Genomic DNA, 18566 nt, shown 5'->3' on the forward strand with positions numbered 1-18566 from the left:
ACTTGAATCACGATGAATTGTCCTGCCCCCCTAAACCATTAACAACAATGCCCCGCGCTTTGCCCTCGTCAAAGCCACATACAGAAGGCGGCGTTGCCCTGCAGTTTCTTCCATCGGATCCAGATAGGACTCAGGGGCAACTATGATGACGCAGTCAAACTCCAACCCCTTCGCGCGATGCATCGTGGCCAGATGCACCACATTACGAGCATCTGCATGGTTGCTCTGCGCAGTAATAGGGATAGAGGCGATGCCAGCAGCCTGAAGTTGCTGCCCCAAGGCGTCACGGCTCTTTTCGCTGTTGCTCACCACGCAGAAGGACAAGCTCTCATGCTCGGCTTGCTCACTACGCCAGTGCAGGATAAAGGCTGTGGCCGCTTGAGCAGCCTCCTCTATCCCCGATGTCTTCCGCATCTCTGGTTGCGGGCCATGTGACAAAGACTTGTAGCGTTTGCTTTCATCCTGGCCATCATCCAGGTCGTCGATTTCGCAGCCTTCCAACAACGCTACCGCCTGGTGGCGGATTTCGTCTGTGGTTCGGTAGTTCAGGTAGAGCTTGCGCGACCGACCACGGATGTCGATACCACAACGACTCATCGCCGCACGGTTGCGACTGTAGATGCGCTGATGCCCATCACCAACGAAGAAAAGGTCGTTGGGTCCTTGCACAATCATCGCGCGCAGCAGCTTCAAGGCCTGCGGCCCGAAATCCTGGGTCTCATCAACGACGATGGACGCATAGCCAAGGTCTGAGTCTTGCTCCGTCGCAATCATCTCAGAAATTTCCCGATAAGCGTCGTCGACCTCCTTGAGCTTACGCAACGCGAGTTGCCCGCGATACTCCTCAAAGACAGGCCACACCGCATCACGCTTGGCCCGGCTCAGAATCACGCCACGGCCAATCCGCCGGGCGGTTCGGTATTGCTCCAAAGTGGTGATGCCCTGTGCAAGCACTACCTGCTCAAGCTCATCCGAGTAAAAACTATCGGGAAGATCGAGCGTGGCGTCTTTGGTAGCCAGCGCTGATTGCCAAGCCTGCAGCGCCCCATCCTGCTTGCGGTCGTAGACGATGCGGTGCTCCAGTTTGCGCGTACGCATGAAGCCCCCCACCCAGGCATCAAGGTTCTTCACCTCAATTTTCGCCATCGTGTTCGCACTGCACAGGGTCTTCAGGTTCTCCTCGATGTCGAAGGCGAGGTTCCGCGTGAAGGTGGTAAAGAGCACTTTCTTGCCGCCCAGGGCGCGGTTCTCTGCCAGCCACTTGGCGCGGTGCATCGCGAGTACTGTCTTGCCTGTACCGGCACCGCCAAGCACTCGCACCGGACCGCTACGATCACCCCGTGCAAGCTTGTTCTGCGTCGGATGCAGGAAGACACGCCACTGAGCGAGCGGCGCGTTCATGATGGCCTGCATGGCCTCGTCGTCATCGACCACCACAAAGCGGGACTGTGATTCGGCCGTCGCCAACGCCGCGGCAAAGTCGCTGGTGTCGATGGTCTGATCCACCCGGGTTTCACGGGACTGCAGCACCAGGTTCACGCTATCGCCCGCCGCCACAAGGAACAGCCCCTCGTAGGCCTCGGCGGGCAGACGAGGCTGCAAGGCATCAAGAGCCTCCTCGGAACAAATCCTCCGCACGCTGGAGATAAGCTCCTTTGGCACCCCGAGACTCATCAGTTCCGTGTCGGAGAGCTCACCAAAAAGCGGCGCTGAAACCGGCTCAACAGCGGTAGCCGGGACGGCGTAATCGGGGGCTTGCTGCTCTGTAGGCCCTGTCCCGGCCGTCTGCTCAACCACCTGCTCAATCGTCACCATCTGCATTGCCCCGGTCACCGGATTGATGGTCAGCTTGCGGTTCTCCGCCCAGCGGTAGGCATCATCATGGTGATCAACATAGAGCAGCACATAGACATCGCCCTTTGACGGTTTAAACACAATGCCGCGCCAATCCTTGTCGAGACGAACCGACTTCAGGTTGGAGTCCCTGGCACCGTTGATGTTCTCGTAGTTGATACTTGAACTCGTCGGGTCAGCCTGAAACAGAATGGCCCATTTCATGACCTTTGAGTGCACCGACACCGGTAAGCGGGCTAGTTGCAATAAAAAATCCTGCGCCAGTGCGACTTTCGGCTTGAAGCTCATTGTTGTTCCTCCTTGTCCAGGATCAGACCCAGCGCAGTCGCCACCACACCCTCCCATGGAGCAGCCCCCACTGTGAGCAGTCCTTCGTCCAGTTCCACCACTTGCCACTGTGCCGCAGCCCAAACCTCGCTCAGATCTGCCTGATCGTCACGCAGCACAACTAATCTTTCACCAGGCCACGCCAGTTCCGCGTCAGCCAGCACCCGCCCCTTGTCATCTGCCAGCTCCAGTCCCACCTCAGGCACGGTGGCCCCCGCTTCGGCACAGCGACGCAGCCCGGGACGCAAGACATCTAGCGTTTGCGCCAGGGTTGTCTCCCAAACGGCGAGCATGGCTGCCTGCCCCAACGCACCAGCAGCGGGAGTTCCTGCCGCCTCCTGCTTGTTCAGGAGCACCTCATAGTCATGGCCATCGAGTCCGCTTCCTGTGGCCATCAACATACCTGGTAGAAACTGCATTGCGTTAAAAAGCTGCAGCCAGCGTCGCCACGCGGCATGACGCTGCTCAGCGTTCTCCACCGCCGTCTCATCGAGCACCACAACACCGGGCGCGCGCCAGTCCGACTCCGGCGGCGTCGGGCTGGCCCAGACCATGGGCCACCAGCCCACAACTGTGCAGCTCCCCGAGGACAATCCGAGACTGGGCGCAAATCCGCTTCCTGGCGTCTTAATCGTCTCGGGCAAACGCGGCAACCACTGCGCAAGCTGGCCATCACAAACCAGCTTGTCAGCCGGCGTCGAGGGAATCATCAGGAAACCCAGCCAGAGCGCATTGCGCTGGAGCTGCGCCTGTGCCACCGGATCCTTATCACTGTCCCCAGGTGTCGCCAACCACGCGAGTAGGCGTGCCACCGCATGCTGAGTGAAGGCTTTTTCCTGGGCTCGGGGTATATGCGGCGGCGCCTTGCTACCATCGTGGCGCGATAGCGCAACCAGTGGCGATTCCAGATCATGCTCAAGGCGGCCACCCAGTGCCTCCTTCACATCGTCATGGGTCACTGACCACACCCAGCACTGACCGCTGGCCACAATGGCACTGCGCTTCTGCGCATCTTCCCGCATGCTGTGCTGGTGATCCGTCCAGCCATCACAGAAAACCGCGACTGGCTTGCGTTTTGAAGTCACCGACCATGGCCAGATAACGAAATCCGGCTTGCTCCAGGTCGTCAAGTTCAACATCGGCCCCAGCTCACACTGGGGCTCTATACGATAACGCTGGTTGCCGACTTCCAGCACCCAACCCGCTTTGCCATTGACCACGTCCTGCACGAGTTTGACCAATGGAAGCCCGCCAACGCCACTAAGACGCTTAAGACTCTCAATGAAACGCGCCTCAAGCACCGAGTCGAAGTTCGGGTTGATGAAAATATCCGAAATCGTGTCGACCCGCTGCAACTGCCCCAAGGCCCCGACCAAGTCAGTCAGTACAGCCTTGGCATTGTCGCGTGACACCTGCTCCATGCTGCGACCCAGCCGATACTGATACAGGCAGCGATAGCAGCCATCTTTTTCCGGGTCAGCGTTGCAGGCACAGTTTGTCACCGCCTCCAGGGCCATCCGCAAAACATCTGCGAGCGTTCCCGCGTCATGAGCCAGCAACTGGTGCAGATAGCCCGTCCCGCCCGGCACGGAGTCGTACAGCATCACATAAGACTTACGTGGCCCACCATCCTTGCCCGGCTCATCCTGCTGCACCATGCGCAGGTGGTCCACCTTGCCGCCGAAGCGGCGCTTCAGACCCAGTTGCAAAGCCGCCATAAAGGACTGCACGACCCGTTCATCAACACCATTCTTGGTGTATGGCACCAGGATGCGCAGCGCCTCGGACTCGAACTCGCGATACAGATACAAGCACTCCAGCAGATTGGCTGGGTCATGGCTGTCGTGCTTGGGGCAGTCGAAGCTATGGTTCTGCTCTATCGCTTCTCCATTGCGCCGGGGCGGCTTCTGCACCTTGCCGCAGTATCGACACAAACGGAAACCCGGCCTTGACGCCTCCTTGTCGGCCACCTTGAAAGCCTCGCCAGGTTTGGCGATTTCGCCAAAGTTCACATCCCGGAAAGTCACCCGCGAGATGAACTCGAAACCAAACGGCAAGGCACCATCCGCAATCTGCCATGCTTCGCGCACACTGCCCGGTAGGAAGTCAGCCATCAGCTGGCGTACGTAATACTTCGGCTCGCGATCCTCTGCGCTATCGTCAATGCGCACTTCAGCATCATTGCTGTTAGCAATCGCCTGGCGGAAGCGAAGCAAGGTCCGGCGCTGTGCCGCATCGCCCCACATGGCATCATGACAGCGCGGACATACCGGATGCACATCCGGCTCCACGCTCAGGTTTTGCATGTGGTGGCAACTGGGGCAGAAGCGCCAATCCTCAGTTCTCGCCAGATTCATGTTGATCTGATCCACTTCCACGCGCCGCTGGTTGGCGTAGAAGCGATTTTCCGGAGCGAACTCAGACAGTGCCGACTGTGCCGGGCGCTCATACTTCAGCGTATTCAGCGTGACATAGTTGCCTTGACCAGGCTCGTCCGCGCCCCGTCGGCGCCACAACACCGACTTCAGCTGAACTCCGGCCTCTGGAAAAGCGTAGTTGGGAATCAGGCCGTAATCCGTCAGCGTCCCCAGCAGGTCGCGAGCATTGATTTCCTTGATGAGCTCAATGAACTTGTCGCGCTCACGCAGCAGATTGTCGATTTCTGCCTTGGTCGCCTCGTCCTGAGGCTTCTGCCTGAGCTGCTTGACCGCCTTGTCGAGCTCATCCTTGCGCTTCTTGTAGCTGCGCCGCTCTTCCAACAGTTCGGTCAGCGCCTTCATCAAGCGGCTACGCAACCCATCCGTGTCGCCCTGCCCCTGCATGAAATCCAGCAGCCGCGCCCGCACCACCTCATCCACATCGCCCTCCAGCAACTGCACGAAGCCATTGAAGAGGCGCTCCTCGTGGGCCAGCACATGGTCGATGAACAAATAGGGGAATCGGTCGAGCTTGCTCGCCTCCATCACGTCCAGCGCCTGGGATGTCTTATCCGGCAAGGCGTTCTGATTACCGAGACCGGCAACCCAGTCGTCCATGCAGAAGGCGAACAACTGCCGACGGAGCACCTCGGCCGCTTGCAGGAAAACCCCCGGCGGCGACACCTCGCCGGCAATCATCTCCTCGGTCTCGGCGAAGAAATAGAGGTCGTGCGGGCTGTTGCCATCAGCCAAGGTGGTGGTCATCGCATTGCCATCGCGGCGCCCTGCCCGGCCGACCCGTTGCAGAAAGCTTGCCTGGTTGGGCGGCACCGAGCACAGCAACACCGACGACAGACTGCCGATGTCCACCCCCATCTCCAGTGTCGGCGTGGCCGAAAGCAGATTCTCGTACCAAGGCTGGGGCTGCTTGTCCTTGAAACGGTTCTCCAGCGCTTCGCGCATCGAGCGTTCCAGCAGTCCAGTGTGCTCAGCTGGGATAACCCGCCGCAGATCCCCCTGACTAAACCGCCGTGCCCACCAGTCCTGTGCATCCGGAATCAATGCCTCGTAACACGCATCAAGGGCATCGAGGCAGGGCATACCCAGCAAACATTCTGCGTCCGTTCGCGGCACCGCCAGACGCCGCTTACCGCCTTCGGTCGCCACAAACGCCACCTCACCATACAGCGTCAATACATCCGGATTGAGTGCCAGCGTGTCGCCTTGGTGATGACTGGACTTGATCAGCACGCCGTCGGCCACCAGCAGGCGGATAGCCTCATCGTAGAGGTCCGCTGCCATGCCCTTCGCCAGTAGCATCTGCTGCCCAAGCACTACGTTCGCCCAACGCTCATACCAGGTCAGCCGGCCTGAGCCGACAAGCTTGTCGAAGTCAGTGTGCTTGCCGAGCGTTACGAAGATAGGCCGCGGCGTATTCGCGCCCATCCCTGGCAGCCACTCCCCCCGCCCTGCCGTCTTGGTCAGTGCAAAAACGTTGCCATCCGCCGCATACACGCTCAGCTCAGGATCCATGACCCCACCGCGCTGACGCATGCGGGTCAGCATGCCCCACAGCCATTGCGCAATGATGGCCTGCTCGATAGCTTGCGCACCGTACTGCTCGCGAAATACAGGCAACAAACGCTCCGCGAGGAGGTTGAGTCTCGCCCAGGGCACCGCCAGTACTGCCTTGCCGATACGTTCAAGGGTCCGGCCGCGCTGACTCAGGTAGGTCAAATCGCTGAACAGCTGCCACAGCAGGCGTTTCTTGACCTTGGCCGGCAAACGGCTGTCAGCGGGTAGGTGGTTCTTTTGCAGCAACTCGACGGACCAGTCGTGCTGCCAGGCCATGTTCGGCCCGAGAAACTCCGACACCAGCTGTGCTGGCTCCATGTGCAAGACAGAGCCTGGCTCATTGAAGCGGGCACGAGCCTGCTCAATGAAAGCTGACCAGGGCATGGCCTTGAGCCCCAGCTCATCCATGACATGCGCCCAGGCGGTACGCACGTTATTCATGTAGGTCCGCGCACCGAAGAAGCCCGCCCGGTGCGCCGCGTCCTGCACCGAATCCGAGAAGGCAATCAGCTTCTTGTCGTCGTTGAAAGGACTGGCCCAGCTGTTCTCCACCACCTGCGATCCCAGCGTCGCGTTACGCGCACCCAGCAGCTGCAGCTCACCACGTTCGCCACACGCCGGGCAGGTCGGGTCGTGATGGGTATATTGCGCCTGGCCCACTACGCGGGTCTGCTGTGCCGTCACCCGATAAATCGGCATCAAGGTCTGGTGACCGCAAGCGAGACACGCCGCCTTGCCTTGCTGCACATTGCCGCAGCTCACACACACCTGTTCTTCAATGCCCTCGGCCAGAGGGCGACCAATACTGCGAGCTGCGTAGAAACGGGTTGCCTCCGGGCGTCGAGAAAACCAGGTGTTGTAGATTTCTTCGAGGTTGGTCGAGAGCTTATTGCTGCCCTGCACCAGTCGGGAAATCCATCCGGTGGTGCGACACTGCCTGCACTGAACCATCGGCAGATACACCCCATCGCGCTCGCCCGGCAGATCCCGCTCGCTACGCAGCCTGAGCTCCTCCGGATCCGCCGCAAGCTTGCCGACCATGCGACGCAGCTCCCGAACCCACACCTGCACGCGCAGCGTCACCAGAGGCTGCCCGCCATCCCGCAAGGCCCAGGCCATCAACACCAGCAATGCATCGAGTACCTGCCGGATTTCAGACTTTCCAGCACTGGGCATGTTGCGCGCAAAAGCCTCGGTGAGTGTGTCGTAGCTTGCCACGCCGCCTTTGAGGAGCTTGAGCAAGTTCACAAATAGCTGGTGCCGCTTGAGCAAAGACCCCAGGCTCTTGCGCCAGGCGCGGTCAGTCACGTCCGCAGGTGCAGGCTGGTCGGGAAAGAAAAGACCAAACCAAGCAGCCACAGCCGCCTCCGGCGAGCGGTAGCAAACCGGGTCAAGTTTCTCCATCCACTCGCGATGGAAGCTGAACATGAAGTCCACCATCGCATCTTCCAGGAACACGCCGACCGACTGACGGCTTTCCACCACCACCGAATCCGGCTCGAAGGGCACGCCAAACACCTGGCGGGCATACTCGCGCAGTGGCGTAGCATCCGAACCGCTACCCAATGTTGCCGAGGTGCCAGCACAAATCAGGCGCTTCGGGTCAATCTGCAGGCGCGCCCGCAGTCGGCGCAGCAATAGCGCCAGGTCAGTGCCCTGCGCGCCGTCGAACGTATGCAATTCATCGACCACCACATAACGCAGCGTGGTTGGCGTATTCGATGCCCACAGCTCACGATCCAACGGCCGCAGCATCAGGTAGTCGAGCATCTTGTAGTTGGTGAGCAGGATGTCAGGCGGGTGCTTCCTGAGCGTCGCCCGGTCGGTGATGACCGAATGAGGCGTCATCACCATCCCCTCACCGCTCTTGCTGGCATTACCGCCCACATACAGGCCAACCCGCAGCCCTGCAAATGCGGGCACGCCCGCCACCAGCTCGGCGATACGCCGGGCCTGGTCGGTCGCTAGCGCATTCATCGGGTAAATGACCAGCGCCTTGATACCACCCTCCCCGGCCTGCAGGGCGCGGGCGCAATGGTCCAGCACCGGATACAGGAAACACTCCGTTTTGCCGCTGCCGGTGCCGGTTGCTACCAGGGTATTGGCCGCTTCATGCTGACTGGAAAGCCGCCGCCACGCCTGCTCCTGATGGCTGAAACCTGGAAACTCGGTCTGGAATCCGGCAAAGAAATCCCGCCCTGACGCACCCGGCACGAAGGGCAGGCCGACCTGCACATAAGGCCCCTTCAACCACGTACGCTCGTCCTCGACAAAACGCCGCATCAAGCCATGCATGAAGGGGTCTGCGGGTTCAAAAGCAGCCACGAGAAACTGCTTGAGGCCGGTCTGGATGTCTTTGGCGAGAAGCGAGGGAAGCATGTCGTCCTTATTTCTGTGTGGGGCTACTTGCGCTGGCCCCTGGTAGCATCTTTCGCTGAACCCGCCGCTGCAAGGCCCCAGCGCAAGGCCAGTTCATCTGCCAGTTCCCGATTATCAAACTGCTGGCTACTGGCAATTGAAGTCAGCATGTCCGCCAGAGAAAAGGCAGGGTCTTTGAAGTCAGTTGCCGTCTTCTGCAAGCTTTTGCTCACCCGCTCCGAGTCTGCCTGATAAACCAGTTGCAGCACATCACCGGGGTGCAAAGGAAACACGCCAAAGGGTTCCAGCAAACCGTCCGGCAAATCTTTCAGGTTATCTGTCACGAGCACCACATCCCGACCTTCGGTGTGTGCCCAATCTGCGGCAGCCAGTGCCACATGCACATCATCAGGGTCGGGCAACTGCATCAGCGAGGCAAAAGCATCCTTGCCTCTCAGCAGTTCAAGCCGGTCGCCGTCCTCATCCCAACCTGGCAGCCTGAAACCAGGCACCAGATACTTCTTGATTGGCACCAAGCGCTGTTGCGCCCAAACCAGGTCTTCGAAGGTCGTCTCGCGCTGATTGGCCTGTGCCCTCAAGCGAGCCCGATGCCTGGCGTATTCCACTTCGATCTGCGGAGTCCAGCGCAGGTCGACGATTCCGGCCTTGGCAAGGTCGAAAAAAACGTAAGACACCACGTCCTTGACCAGAATATTGGCGTCTGCAAGAACAAAAAGCGGCAACATCAGGAAGCAATACCCAGCTTCTTGGCCAGCGCCTGCGCCCTGGCGCGAGACTGCTTACGCTCCTTGGGCGGCGTACCCTCGCCATCATTCTGCCGATTCAAATCCACCGCCTTCCGAGCTTGAGCCAGCGTCCTGGGAGCCTCCGCAGAAGCCTTGGCCACCAGCGCCTCAAACTCGCTAGCCAGCACCTTGCGATGCCCGCCGGGCGTACGCTGCACTTTGCCCTGATAGGCCCCCGAATCGAGGAGCGCAGCCACAAAAGGTCGGGAAAAACCGCAACGGTTGGCCGCCTCCTGGGTGCTGATCCACTCCTCCCTGGAAACCACCTTGGCCTTCTCGCTTTTTTTACCCAGGGAGACATCGGCCAGCCTGTTCAATCGGCGGGCAAGCGAGGTGGCAATGGCATCAATATCTGCCTTCGGCAGCGTCGTGCCATGGGCCTCAAGCTCCTCCGGCAAGGCTGCGCGTAGCGTTGCTACACAACGCGCCTGAAACGAGGCGGTTGCATCGGCCGATGCCTTGACCGGCTTGTTGGGGTAGGTAGTAGTACGCATGGCCTGGCTCCGTGATTTCATGTGACACAGGTAAAAGCATACGCCAAAAAAACGAAAAAATCGAAATAACAAACTTCAGGCAGGCACAGCTTTCTTCAATTCTTCCAAAAGCGGCGCTGAGCTTTCTTGAACCCACTTCAGCTGCTTCTGAATCTCGTCCGGCAGCTTTGCGAAACCTTCTTGCGTTCGCGCATAATCGGCTACCGCATGACATGCCTTGAAATATCTTTCCAGCTTCGCCGCCAGTTCCTTGTCAAAACAGAAATACGCAGTGAAAACGTGGCGGTAAAACTGCCCGACGACGCCCAAGTCCGCCCTCTGCCCCCGGCAAGTCAGGTGCATACTCAGATCAAGAAAGGCATCGAACACCATGCGTCGCTCGTGGTAACGCGCAGCATGGTTCGCACGCTTGGCCTCTCTTGCCGACCGGTGGGCGCTCCACCCTGCCCAGGCCGCCAGCAACAAGGCACAGAACGCAATCGTGTCGGAAACCCCAGCCAGCTGGTCAGCATCTCCAGCCAGTTGCAGCTCACCCCACCCCCTCCTTGCCTTCAAAAAACGTCCAGGCTATGCGGTAATCCTCCTCCCGGTTGGCGCGGCCGAAGGGGGCGGTGTAGCTGCGCTCGACGGTGCGGGGGCCGCCGGGGAGGGTGTCGTCGGTGACCCACTGGGTGATGACGGTGCCGTCGGGCAGTTTGGGGGTGCCGCCCTGCTTCAGCGTGGCCTCGTCGGCGCCTTCGGCGGGGTAGCTCCACAGGTCTTCCCAGCCGAAGTTGCCTTCGCGCACCTGGCCATCGGGGGTGGTGATGCGGGTTTTGGGGCTGCTGCGGCTGCCCTTGCGCGGCAGGCCGACGCCGACCAGGCCCTTGCTGTTGGTGAAGACGATGCGGCCCTTGATGTCGTACCAAGTGTCGCGCTCGTAGCCCTGCATCACCGGGAACTGGACGCGGTAGATGAGCAGCAGTTCATCAAGCGTCAGGCCGAGCGCCTGGGCCACCAGCACGTCGATTTCCACCAGTGCCATGCGGCGGGCGCAGTCGCTGCGCAGGGCGCAGTCGCGGGTCCAGTCGCGGGTGAGGCTGGGCCAGAAGTCCTGCGGCAGGCGCGGGTTGTCGGGCTGGCTCCAGCGCTGGTCGGCGAAGTCGGGGTCGAAGATTTCTTCCCACAGGGGGGCGTAGTGGAAGGTGAGGCAGTTGAGGGCGAGAGTACGGGCCACAACGTGCGGCTGCCAGCCCGTTGGAATCGGTAACTGCCCAACCAGCGTGGTGTTGGCGTGCCCCATCCCCGTCGACTTCACGCGGAAATCGGCAAGCAGCGACTGGGTGTAAGCCAACGCGCCGCACAACTCTTTGTCATCCCGAAAAGCGTGGGCAAGAAGGGTGTTGATGTGAGCAGCACCCGGCGGCATCAGCGTAGTGATGAGCGTCCGCTCAGACGAAGGTCCAATCATTTCCCGGTTCACCAGCCGGAAAAACTCCGTCACCGCCCGCCCCTGTGTCTCGCCCTCTTCCACCCAGCTCACCCGCGGCGTGCGGCGCAGGTATTCGGCGCGGTCGGCCATGGGGCGGTAGTTGGTGCGCGGCAGGTAGTCGTCGGGCAGGGCTTCGAGGTCGAGTTGCGCGTAGGCCTTGTTCGACGTGCAGGCCTTGAACGGCGTTTTGTTGAAGGGGTTGGCGACGAAGAAATGCGGGCCGGAGAGCACCCAGTCTTCCGGGCTGGCAGGGAAACCGGCGTCGCTGGTGGGGCGGCGACGAATAGTGCCATCGTCTTGCGCCAGTTTTTCGTTCCAATGCTGGGTCGAGTAGTAATCCTCACCAAGGTCTGCAAGCCGGCGAGGATAGACTGCCAGCTTAGCCAGCACGCTGTTCAAGGTGCCTGCATGCAGGGCCGGCAAGCGGGCACGGCGGGCCGGAGTGCCGGGTTCGTCGTACAAGCGGGCAAAGGTGGCGAGCGCTGCCTCATCCACCCGCACGATGCGGTCGCGGTGGCCGGCGGTGTTCCATTTCCCTGCCTCGTTCTTGTAGCCTCCTACCGGCCCAGCTCCTTCGTGCTGGTAACAGGAATCAATGGTTGCAGGGACAAACAGGTTAGCCAGTTGGTCAAAGCCCGGTGCGGGGCGAGACGGTCCATAAACATTGATGCTGTAGCGCGTGTGGTTATCGACCTCCGCGAACAACAGCATTTCGTTTGTGAACTGGAAATGCCGCCGCAGCCGCGCATACACCGCCTCGCGCAGCGGGCCACCGTCAGGATCGTCATACGGCCCTTCCGGATGCAGCAACCCTGTCACCCCCTGCGCACTGTTCAGCCCCCAGGCCAGCGGCATGAAGCACTTGTAGAGGTTTGCCTTCATGCCCTGTAGCAGTGGGTAGTTCTGGACCGCATTCAGAAAGTTCTGAGCGCCTGATGCTTCCTGCAGCTCCTCGGTCCAAGCCGCCTGCAGGCCGGGAAAGTCCTCGAAGGCCTGCGCCCGCAGCTTGGCCAGCTCACTGGCGCTGACCTTGCGCACCGCGAATACCGGGTTTTGCTCGCCCAGAATGCCGGCCTCGTTCCATTCCACCTTGAGCCAGGGCGGGTTCCCCAGAATCAGGTCGAAGCCACCGCGCTGCAGCAACACATCCGCAAAACACAGCTCCCAGTGCAGAAAGCGCTGGGCGGCGGCGACTGCCTCGACCTCCCCGATACGCGGAAAGTGCTGGCGCAGTTTGCTGATGCGTAGCTGGCCGAACTTGTCGTGCAGGTTGGCGCCGGCGGGCCGGGTGGCGAGCGTGGGCTGCACCACGCCGAACAGGTCGTCCTGAATGTCCGGCAGCAGTTGCTGGGGCACCGCCGGTTCGGTGAAATCCAGCCCCGGTTGCGGCGCGAGGTCGACCACGTTGCCTTCGAGGATGGCACCGATCTCCAGCCACCATGCCTCGCGGCTGGGCAGCTTGCTGCTCTCGGTGATGGGCCAGAACCACAGAGCGCACCAGTAATCCATCACCAGCTTGAGGCGGCGGAAGGGGGTGGCATAGTCGCCGTCTTCATTGAAGAGGCCGGCGCGGCGGATGGCTTCTTTCTGGGCGCGGGTGATGGCCTCGCCAGAAGCGTTGTCCAAGGCGCCCACCTTATGCGGCCAGAGGTCGAGGGCGTCTTCGGTGCGCTCGCGGTCTCTGGCCAGTGCCTGGGTGTGTTCCTGCCACAGGGCCTGGACGCGCTCGCTCAACTGCTGCAGGCGGGCAACCTCATGCGGCTCCAGCGGGCGGGTGAAGTCCTTGCGCCAGCGCTTGAGGCGCTCGAAGTCGTCCAGGTACAGGGCCTTGGCGGCCTTGTCGGTGTAGTTGGCCATGCCTGGGTCCGGCAGCAGGAAGTGCCAGATTTCGTCCGGCTTGCGCGGGCCATCCAATGTGACCCGGCGCGGAGGTTCCTCATGCCAGGCGGGCTTGGCACCCTTCCTGAGCGCAGCGGCGTTATAGACCTGATGGCGGGCACCGATGAGGCTGTTGCCGGCAAAAAGCTGGTAGCCGAACCAGGGCACGCGGGCGGGCAGCGGCCGGCCCTGGGCGTCGGTGACGGGATTGCCGGCCTCGTCCAGCTCGCCATAGATGGCGTTGAGCCACAGGGAGACTTCGGCCAGCTCCACCGCCACCGGGTTCAAGTCCACGCCGAACACATTGCGGTCGGCCAGGTACATGCGCACCTTTTGCAGTTCCTGCGGGTAGCGGTCGTGGGGGATGCGGCGGCCGAGTTCCTGTTGCTTCTTCTCCAGATAAGCCTCGGCAAGCTGGTTGACCGCTTCGTTCAGGAACGCCGCGCTGCCCATGGCGGGCTCACAGACGGTGAGCGTGAGGATGTCGTCGGCCAGCTTCACCCGGCCGTTTTCCGGGGCCAGCAGTTCCTTTAGGGCGTATTTGACCAGGCACTGGGTGAGCACCTGCGGGGTGTAGTAGCTGGCGCTCTTCTGGCGGTCACGGCCCGCCAAGCGGTAGATGAAGCTGCCCTTGGGGTACATGCGCAGCTTGCGGTGGCCGGCGTCGGTAGTGTCGTAGACGCGCTCGTCTTCGGTGTATTCATTCAGGCGACTGGCGGGCACGAACCAGGCGGTGTCGAGCTTGTCGGCGTCTGAGGCGACACCACTGCCCTTGCGGCGACCGCGACCGGCGCTGTCGTCGACGGCCTCGTTGTCGCTGCTGTCGTCACTGCCTTCATCGTCGCTGTCGGCGTCATCGTCTTCGGCGGCAGCCTTGCCCTTCTTGGGCGCGGGCTTGACCTCGTACAAGTCGTCGGACGCGAAGAAGCCTCGGTAGCTCAACAGTGCCTCATACACCGCGCCGAGCTGGTTGATGGAGAGCAGCTGATAGCTGACCCGGCCACTGCGCCGACCCCGGCCCTGCCCTCGGGTGAGCGACATGAGGCGGATGACGGTCTGCCAGATGTGGTTGGGGAAGCGGACCTTGCCCAGCAGCGGCAGGGTGCTGTCGTCGAACAGGCGGCTGTCCAGCGGCGCCAGGGCGAAGGTTTCGCGGGCGCCGGCGACGGTGCTGCCGCTGTTGTTGCCAGCCACACCCAGCGCCTGCTGGGTCGGGCCGCCCAGGCCGGTGCCTTCGGCTACCAAGCTGAAGAGACGGCGCAGGGTGGCGTCGAAGTAGAAGCCCTCGCGAGCATTCGGCGTGGTGAGCGGCTGCATCTCCAGGTCGCGCAGGCTCTCCAGGCTGTAGCCCTTGAGGTAGATGTCGCTCTTGCCGATAGGCACGTAGCCGAGTTCCGGGCGGGCCTCGATGTAGAACATGAAGAGCAGTCGATAGACCAGGCGTAGGCATTCCAGACTGAGGTCGCCGGCATCGAGCTGGTCCTTGCCGCTGAAAATGCCTTTCTTGGCTGCGATGGCCTGCTCGCGCAGCTGGCGAGCGGCTTCGTTGCCGAGCAGCTCGATGGCTTCGCGCAGGTCGTGCTTGAGGTCTTCGCTGACACCGAAGGCGTGCTTGTGGGCGTTTTCGTCCAGGCTTTCCAGCAGGCTGTTGCCTTCGCCGGGCGCGAGACAGTCCTTATGCAAGAGCGCGGCGCAGGCCTTGAGGGTGTCGGCGTCCTTGCGGTCGAGAATGTCGGCCCAGTTGAAACGCAGGGCTCGGTTATTCGGCCACTTGTAGCGGTCGAGCAGCAGCCATTCGTCGAGCCCGCACAGCAGGACGTAGCGCGGCGGGGCGTCGGCACCGAAAACGGCGTCGGAGAGCAGGTCGGCCCAGGTTTCATGACGCAGGGCTTGCGGCACCGGCTCGCCGCCGTAGTGCAGGCTCATCAGGCCGTGGTCGAGCAGATCTTCGTTTTCCGCGCCGGGCTGGTAGGCGGGGATGAGGGCGAGCTGCGGCAGTTGCAGGTGCCAGAACGGCAAGGGCTGACCGGCGGCAAGTTCATGGGCGGTGGGCAGCTTGCCCGGCGCGGCGTGGCCGAGGGCCTGCAGCAAACCGGTCTGGAGCTGGGAGAACAGGCGCCAGCGTTCTGCAGGATCAGCCGCTCGTTGCACCTGACTACGCAGGGCAAACCACTTTTGCGCCCAGGATTGCAGGCGCTTGTGGGGAGCACGGTGGCGGTCATCCTCAGCATCCTCGGTCTGGCTGGATTCTGCTGCTTCCCAGGCGTCAAGCCGGGCCTTGATGTCGCCCTTGAAGACTTCGGCCAGATAGTGATGGCTGTAGAACTCGTTTTCGTTGGTGATGCCGGCGAAGGTTTGTACGGCTTCAAGTACAGGCATGGTCAGGCTCCGGCAACGGCAGCGGTGGAACTGGGATTGCAGACGGCAGCGAGCACCTGAATCCAGGGCTGGGGCTCGGTGGTGAGGGTGTCTTCCACCCAGCGCCGGTAATCATCGAAGACGCGGTGAATGTCACGGCTACGCTGCTCGAAGCGGCCGCGCTTGACGGTTTCGAGCTGCTTTTCGAGGTCGAGACTGAGCTGCTCCAACTGGCGCCACTGCAAGCGCTGCAAGTCGGCCAGCGTGCCTTCGAGGCGCTGGGCGAGCTCGACTGAGAAGGCAGCCTGCTGCTGGAGCATGTAAGCATGCATGGTGCGCACCGCAGCGGGCAAGGCGCTCTGCATGGCCTGGGTGGTGGCGGCAAGTTCTGGGGTGTGGCCACGGTTGGGTAAGCCACCCGCCTTGAGGCCGGCGCGGGCGATGAAGGCGTCAAAGGATTCCAGCTTAAACGGCGCAGCAACGCCCTGCCCTACCCGGCTGGCCACCTGCCACTCGACCAGCATGGGCTGGCCTTTCTTGTTGGGGATGAGGCTCATGAGGATAAAGGCCTGCTCACCCGGCGCGAGCTTGTGGCTTTGCAAGAGCGGCGCCCGGTGGCGGCCGAAGTGAGTGAGCACGCGGTCGCCCATCCATTCGATGATGGGGTGCTGTGGCCAGAGGTAGTGCAGTTTGGGCCAGGTATCTTGCTCGGCACGGGCCTGCCGTGCTACTTCGATGGCGTCTGCCATGCGCTTGGGGTCGGCGCAGAGGGCGTAGTGGTCGTTGTCGGCCTGAGCTTCAAATGGTAGTACGCCCATTCGTTGCCGATTACCGACTAACCGCTCCTTCAAATCCAGCGGCGCGGTGAGCGCAATCAGCTGCTCGGCTTCCTCAGCGTTCCACTGGCACAGGGTCTGTCCCTGGTTGAGCAGGGTCAGCGCGGTCTTGGCGTAGTGGAAGTCGCTGTCGAAGAGCGAGGCGGGCTCGGCGATGTGGTCGAGACTGCTGCTCGCGGCAGGTGCTGGCGTGGCGTCTTCGGTGGCGCTGCCGCCGCCGAAGAGGGTCATCAGCCAGTCGCCGTCATTGTCCGAATCGGAAGCGGCCGCTTCGTCCATGGTGGCCTCGACCGCTTCCGGGCTGAGGCCTTCAGCCATGAAGTCGGCGACCTTCTCCGCTTCCTTGTCCGGGTCGAAAACGTTGAGGAAGGCGGATGGGTCGCCCAGGTTGAAGTTGGCCTGCTCGTCCTTGCGCTCAAGGATTTCCAGGATGCGCAGGTCGCCCCTGATCTTTTCGTTTTCCGTCTCGGTGAAGAGATAGACGATGTGCGGCTGATGCTTCTGCCCGTAGCGGTCGACACGGCCGTTGCGCTGCTGGAAGACCATTAGCGACCAAGGCAAATCGAAGTGCACCAGGCGGTGGCAGAAATAGTGCAGGTTAAGACCTTCGCTGGCGACGTCCGAGCACAGCAGGATGCGCAGCGGGTCGTCGAGGCGGCCAAAGCGCTCAACCAGCTCCTGCTGCTCGGTGTCAGCCATCTGGCCGTGCAGCACTTCGAGTTGATTGGGCTTGAGCTTGAGATCAGCCGTGAGGTGCTCACGCAGCCAGCGCAGGGTTTCGATGCGCTCGGAGAAGATGACCAGGCGGTCTTCGGCGCTCTTCACGTCCCAACCGAAGTCGGCCGATTGCAGGTGCTGCTTGAGGCGCTGGTATTTGCTGAACTGGGTCGCTGCCGGGTCGGTGGCTAGCGGCACCAGGGCTTCCTCGAAATAGCAGAGGCTCTCGATTTCGGTGGCTTCATCCGGTGTAGAGCCGGACTTGCTCTGCAACAACGCAATGCGCTTCTTTGTGGATTCCAGCGCAGCAGCCGGACTGGAAAACAGCGCCTTTTGCATGGCGACACGCTGCAACTCCTGCTGCTTGCCGGCCTTGTGCTCACCGCCCTGGGTGAAAGGAATTTCCAGCAGGGCACGGTAAGCGGCTTCTTCCTGCACGCTGGCGGGTGCCCGCAGGCAGTTGGTGACACGCTCCTGAAAGTCGGCGCTGACCTGGTCGCGGATGTCCTTCTTGAAACGGCGGATGACCAGACCCTTGCTGCGGAAGTCGTCCGGCGTGTAGTCGTCGGGATCGGAGATGGCCGTGGGGTCCAAGAGGCTCATCAGTGAGGCGAAGCTGCGCGCCGAGCCGTCGTGTGGCGTGGCCGAGAGCAGCATCAGGGTATCCGAGCGGGTAGCGAGCAGCTTGGCGAGTTTCGCGCGGCGCGAGAGCCCAGACTCACCAGCCCGGGCAGCGACGTTATGGCATTCGTCGATGACGATGATGTCCCACCAAGCATTCTCAAGGTAGTTGCGGTACTCGAGGTTGCTCTTGAGGGTGTCGATGGAAATGATGCTGCGGTCGAAGTAATTGAACGGGTTGTGATTGGCGGGGATGCGGTTGCGCACCCGAGCCAGGCCCACCGAATCCAGCCGCACCAGCGGGATGGAAAAGCGGCTCCACCACTCCTTCTGGAACTGGGTGAGCATGGCCTTCTGCGTGACGACCAGGATGCGCTTGCCCCGGCCGCGCTGAATCAGTTCGGTGGCGAGCACCCCGGCTTCCAGCGTCTTGCCCAGACCGACCGCATCTGCAATCAGGATGCGCGAGCGCGGCTGCCGTAGCGCCTGCAGCGCTGGGTCGAGCTGATAAGGCACGAGATTCATCACGCCACGGTGGCCGAGGTGCACCTTGTCGTCATTGGCGACGTTGCGCCGGCGCAGGCTCTCGAGATAAAGGAGGCTCGCGTTGTAGGCCGGTGTATCGTCGGGGATGAGCTCGGTCTTTTCCGGGTCAAGAACGGCGATTTCATCTTCAAGGCTGGTCAGGAACAGCGCCGACTGGCTGCGCACCAGCTCGGAAATACCATCGCAGGTGAGGAGCCAACCACCGTCAGTAGCGGGGTCGATGCGGCGGACAAGCCATTCTTCGTCGCGAATGAGGACGCGGGAACCGGGAGCAAAGGGAAGCATCTGGGAGGCGGCTTATGAAGCTT

At 61.8% G+C, this 18566-nt stretch carries 7 protein-coding genes; all 7 read right to left on the reverse strand.

Annotation, left to right across the window (positions count from 1 at the left end; translation table 11 throughout):
• Window positions 1-30 precede the first annotated feature (30 nt).
• Window positions 31-2142: a UvrD-helicase domain-containing protein gene (locus G474_RS0116165; RefSeq protein WP_026687875.1), complete on the reverse strand. Its 2112-nt coding sequence runs from the start codon at window positions 2140-2142 to the stop codon at window positions 31-33.
• The gene (locus tag G474_RS0116170; protein ID WP_026687876.1) at window positions 2139-8552 is read right to left on the reverse strand and encodes a DEAD/DEAH box helicase; all 6414 of its coding nucleotides are present in this window, start codon (window positions 8550-8552) and stop codon (window positions 2139-2141) included. Before G474_RS0116170 ends, G474_RS0116165 begins: the two co-directional genes overlap by 4 nt.
• A 23-nt stretch (window positions 8553-8575) precedes the next feature.
• The gene (locus tag G474_RS0116175; RefSeq protein WP_026687877.1) at window positions 8576-9277 is read right to left on the reverse strand and encodes a PIN domain-containing protein; all 702 of its coding nucleotides are present in this window, start codon (window positions 9275-9277) and stop codon (window positions 8576-8578) included.
• A complete protein-coding gene (locus G474_RS0116180; RefSeq protein WP_026687878.1) occupies window positions 9277-9831 on the reverse strand; it encodes a hypothetical protein in 555 nt (184 codons plus the stop codon). Before G474_RS0116180 ends, G474_RS0116175 begins: the two co-directional genes overlap by 1 nt.
• 75 nt (window positions 9832-9906) lie before the next feature.
• Window positions 9907-10203 carry a hypothetical protein gene (locus G474_RS23580; protein WP_156919313.1) on the reverse strand — a complete coding sequence of 99 codons (297 nt, stop codon included), beginning with the start codon at window positions 10201-10203 and terminating at the stop codon, window positions 9907-9909.
• A gap of 157 nt (window positions 10204-10360) precedes the next feature.
• Window positions 10361-15559, reverse strand: a complete 5199-nt coding sequence (locus G474_RS0116190; RefSeq protein ID WP_026687880.1) for a DNA methyltransferase family protein — start codon at window positions 15557-15559, stop codon at window positions 10361-10363.
• A gap of 2 nt (window positions 15560-15561) precedes the next feature.
• On the reverse strand, window positions 15562-18543 hold the full coding sequence (locus tag G474_RS21260) for a DEAD/DEAH box helicase (protein ID WP_043464897.1): 2982 nt from the start codon (window positions 18541-18543) through the stop codon (window positions 15562-15564).
• Window positions 18544-18566 lie beyond the last annotated feature (23 nt).

This window comes from Azovibrio restrictus DSM 23866 (assembly GCF_000429665.1).
In the GTDB taxonomy this organism is placed as follows: domain Bacteria; phylum Pseudomonadota; class Gammaproteobacteria; order Burkholderiales; family Rhodocyclaceae; genus Azovibrio; species Azovibrio restrictus.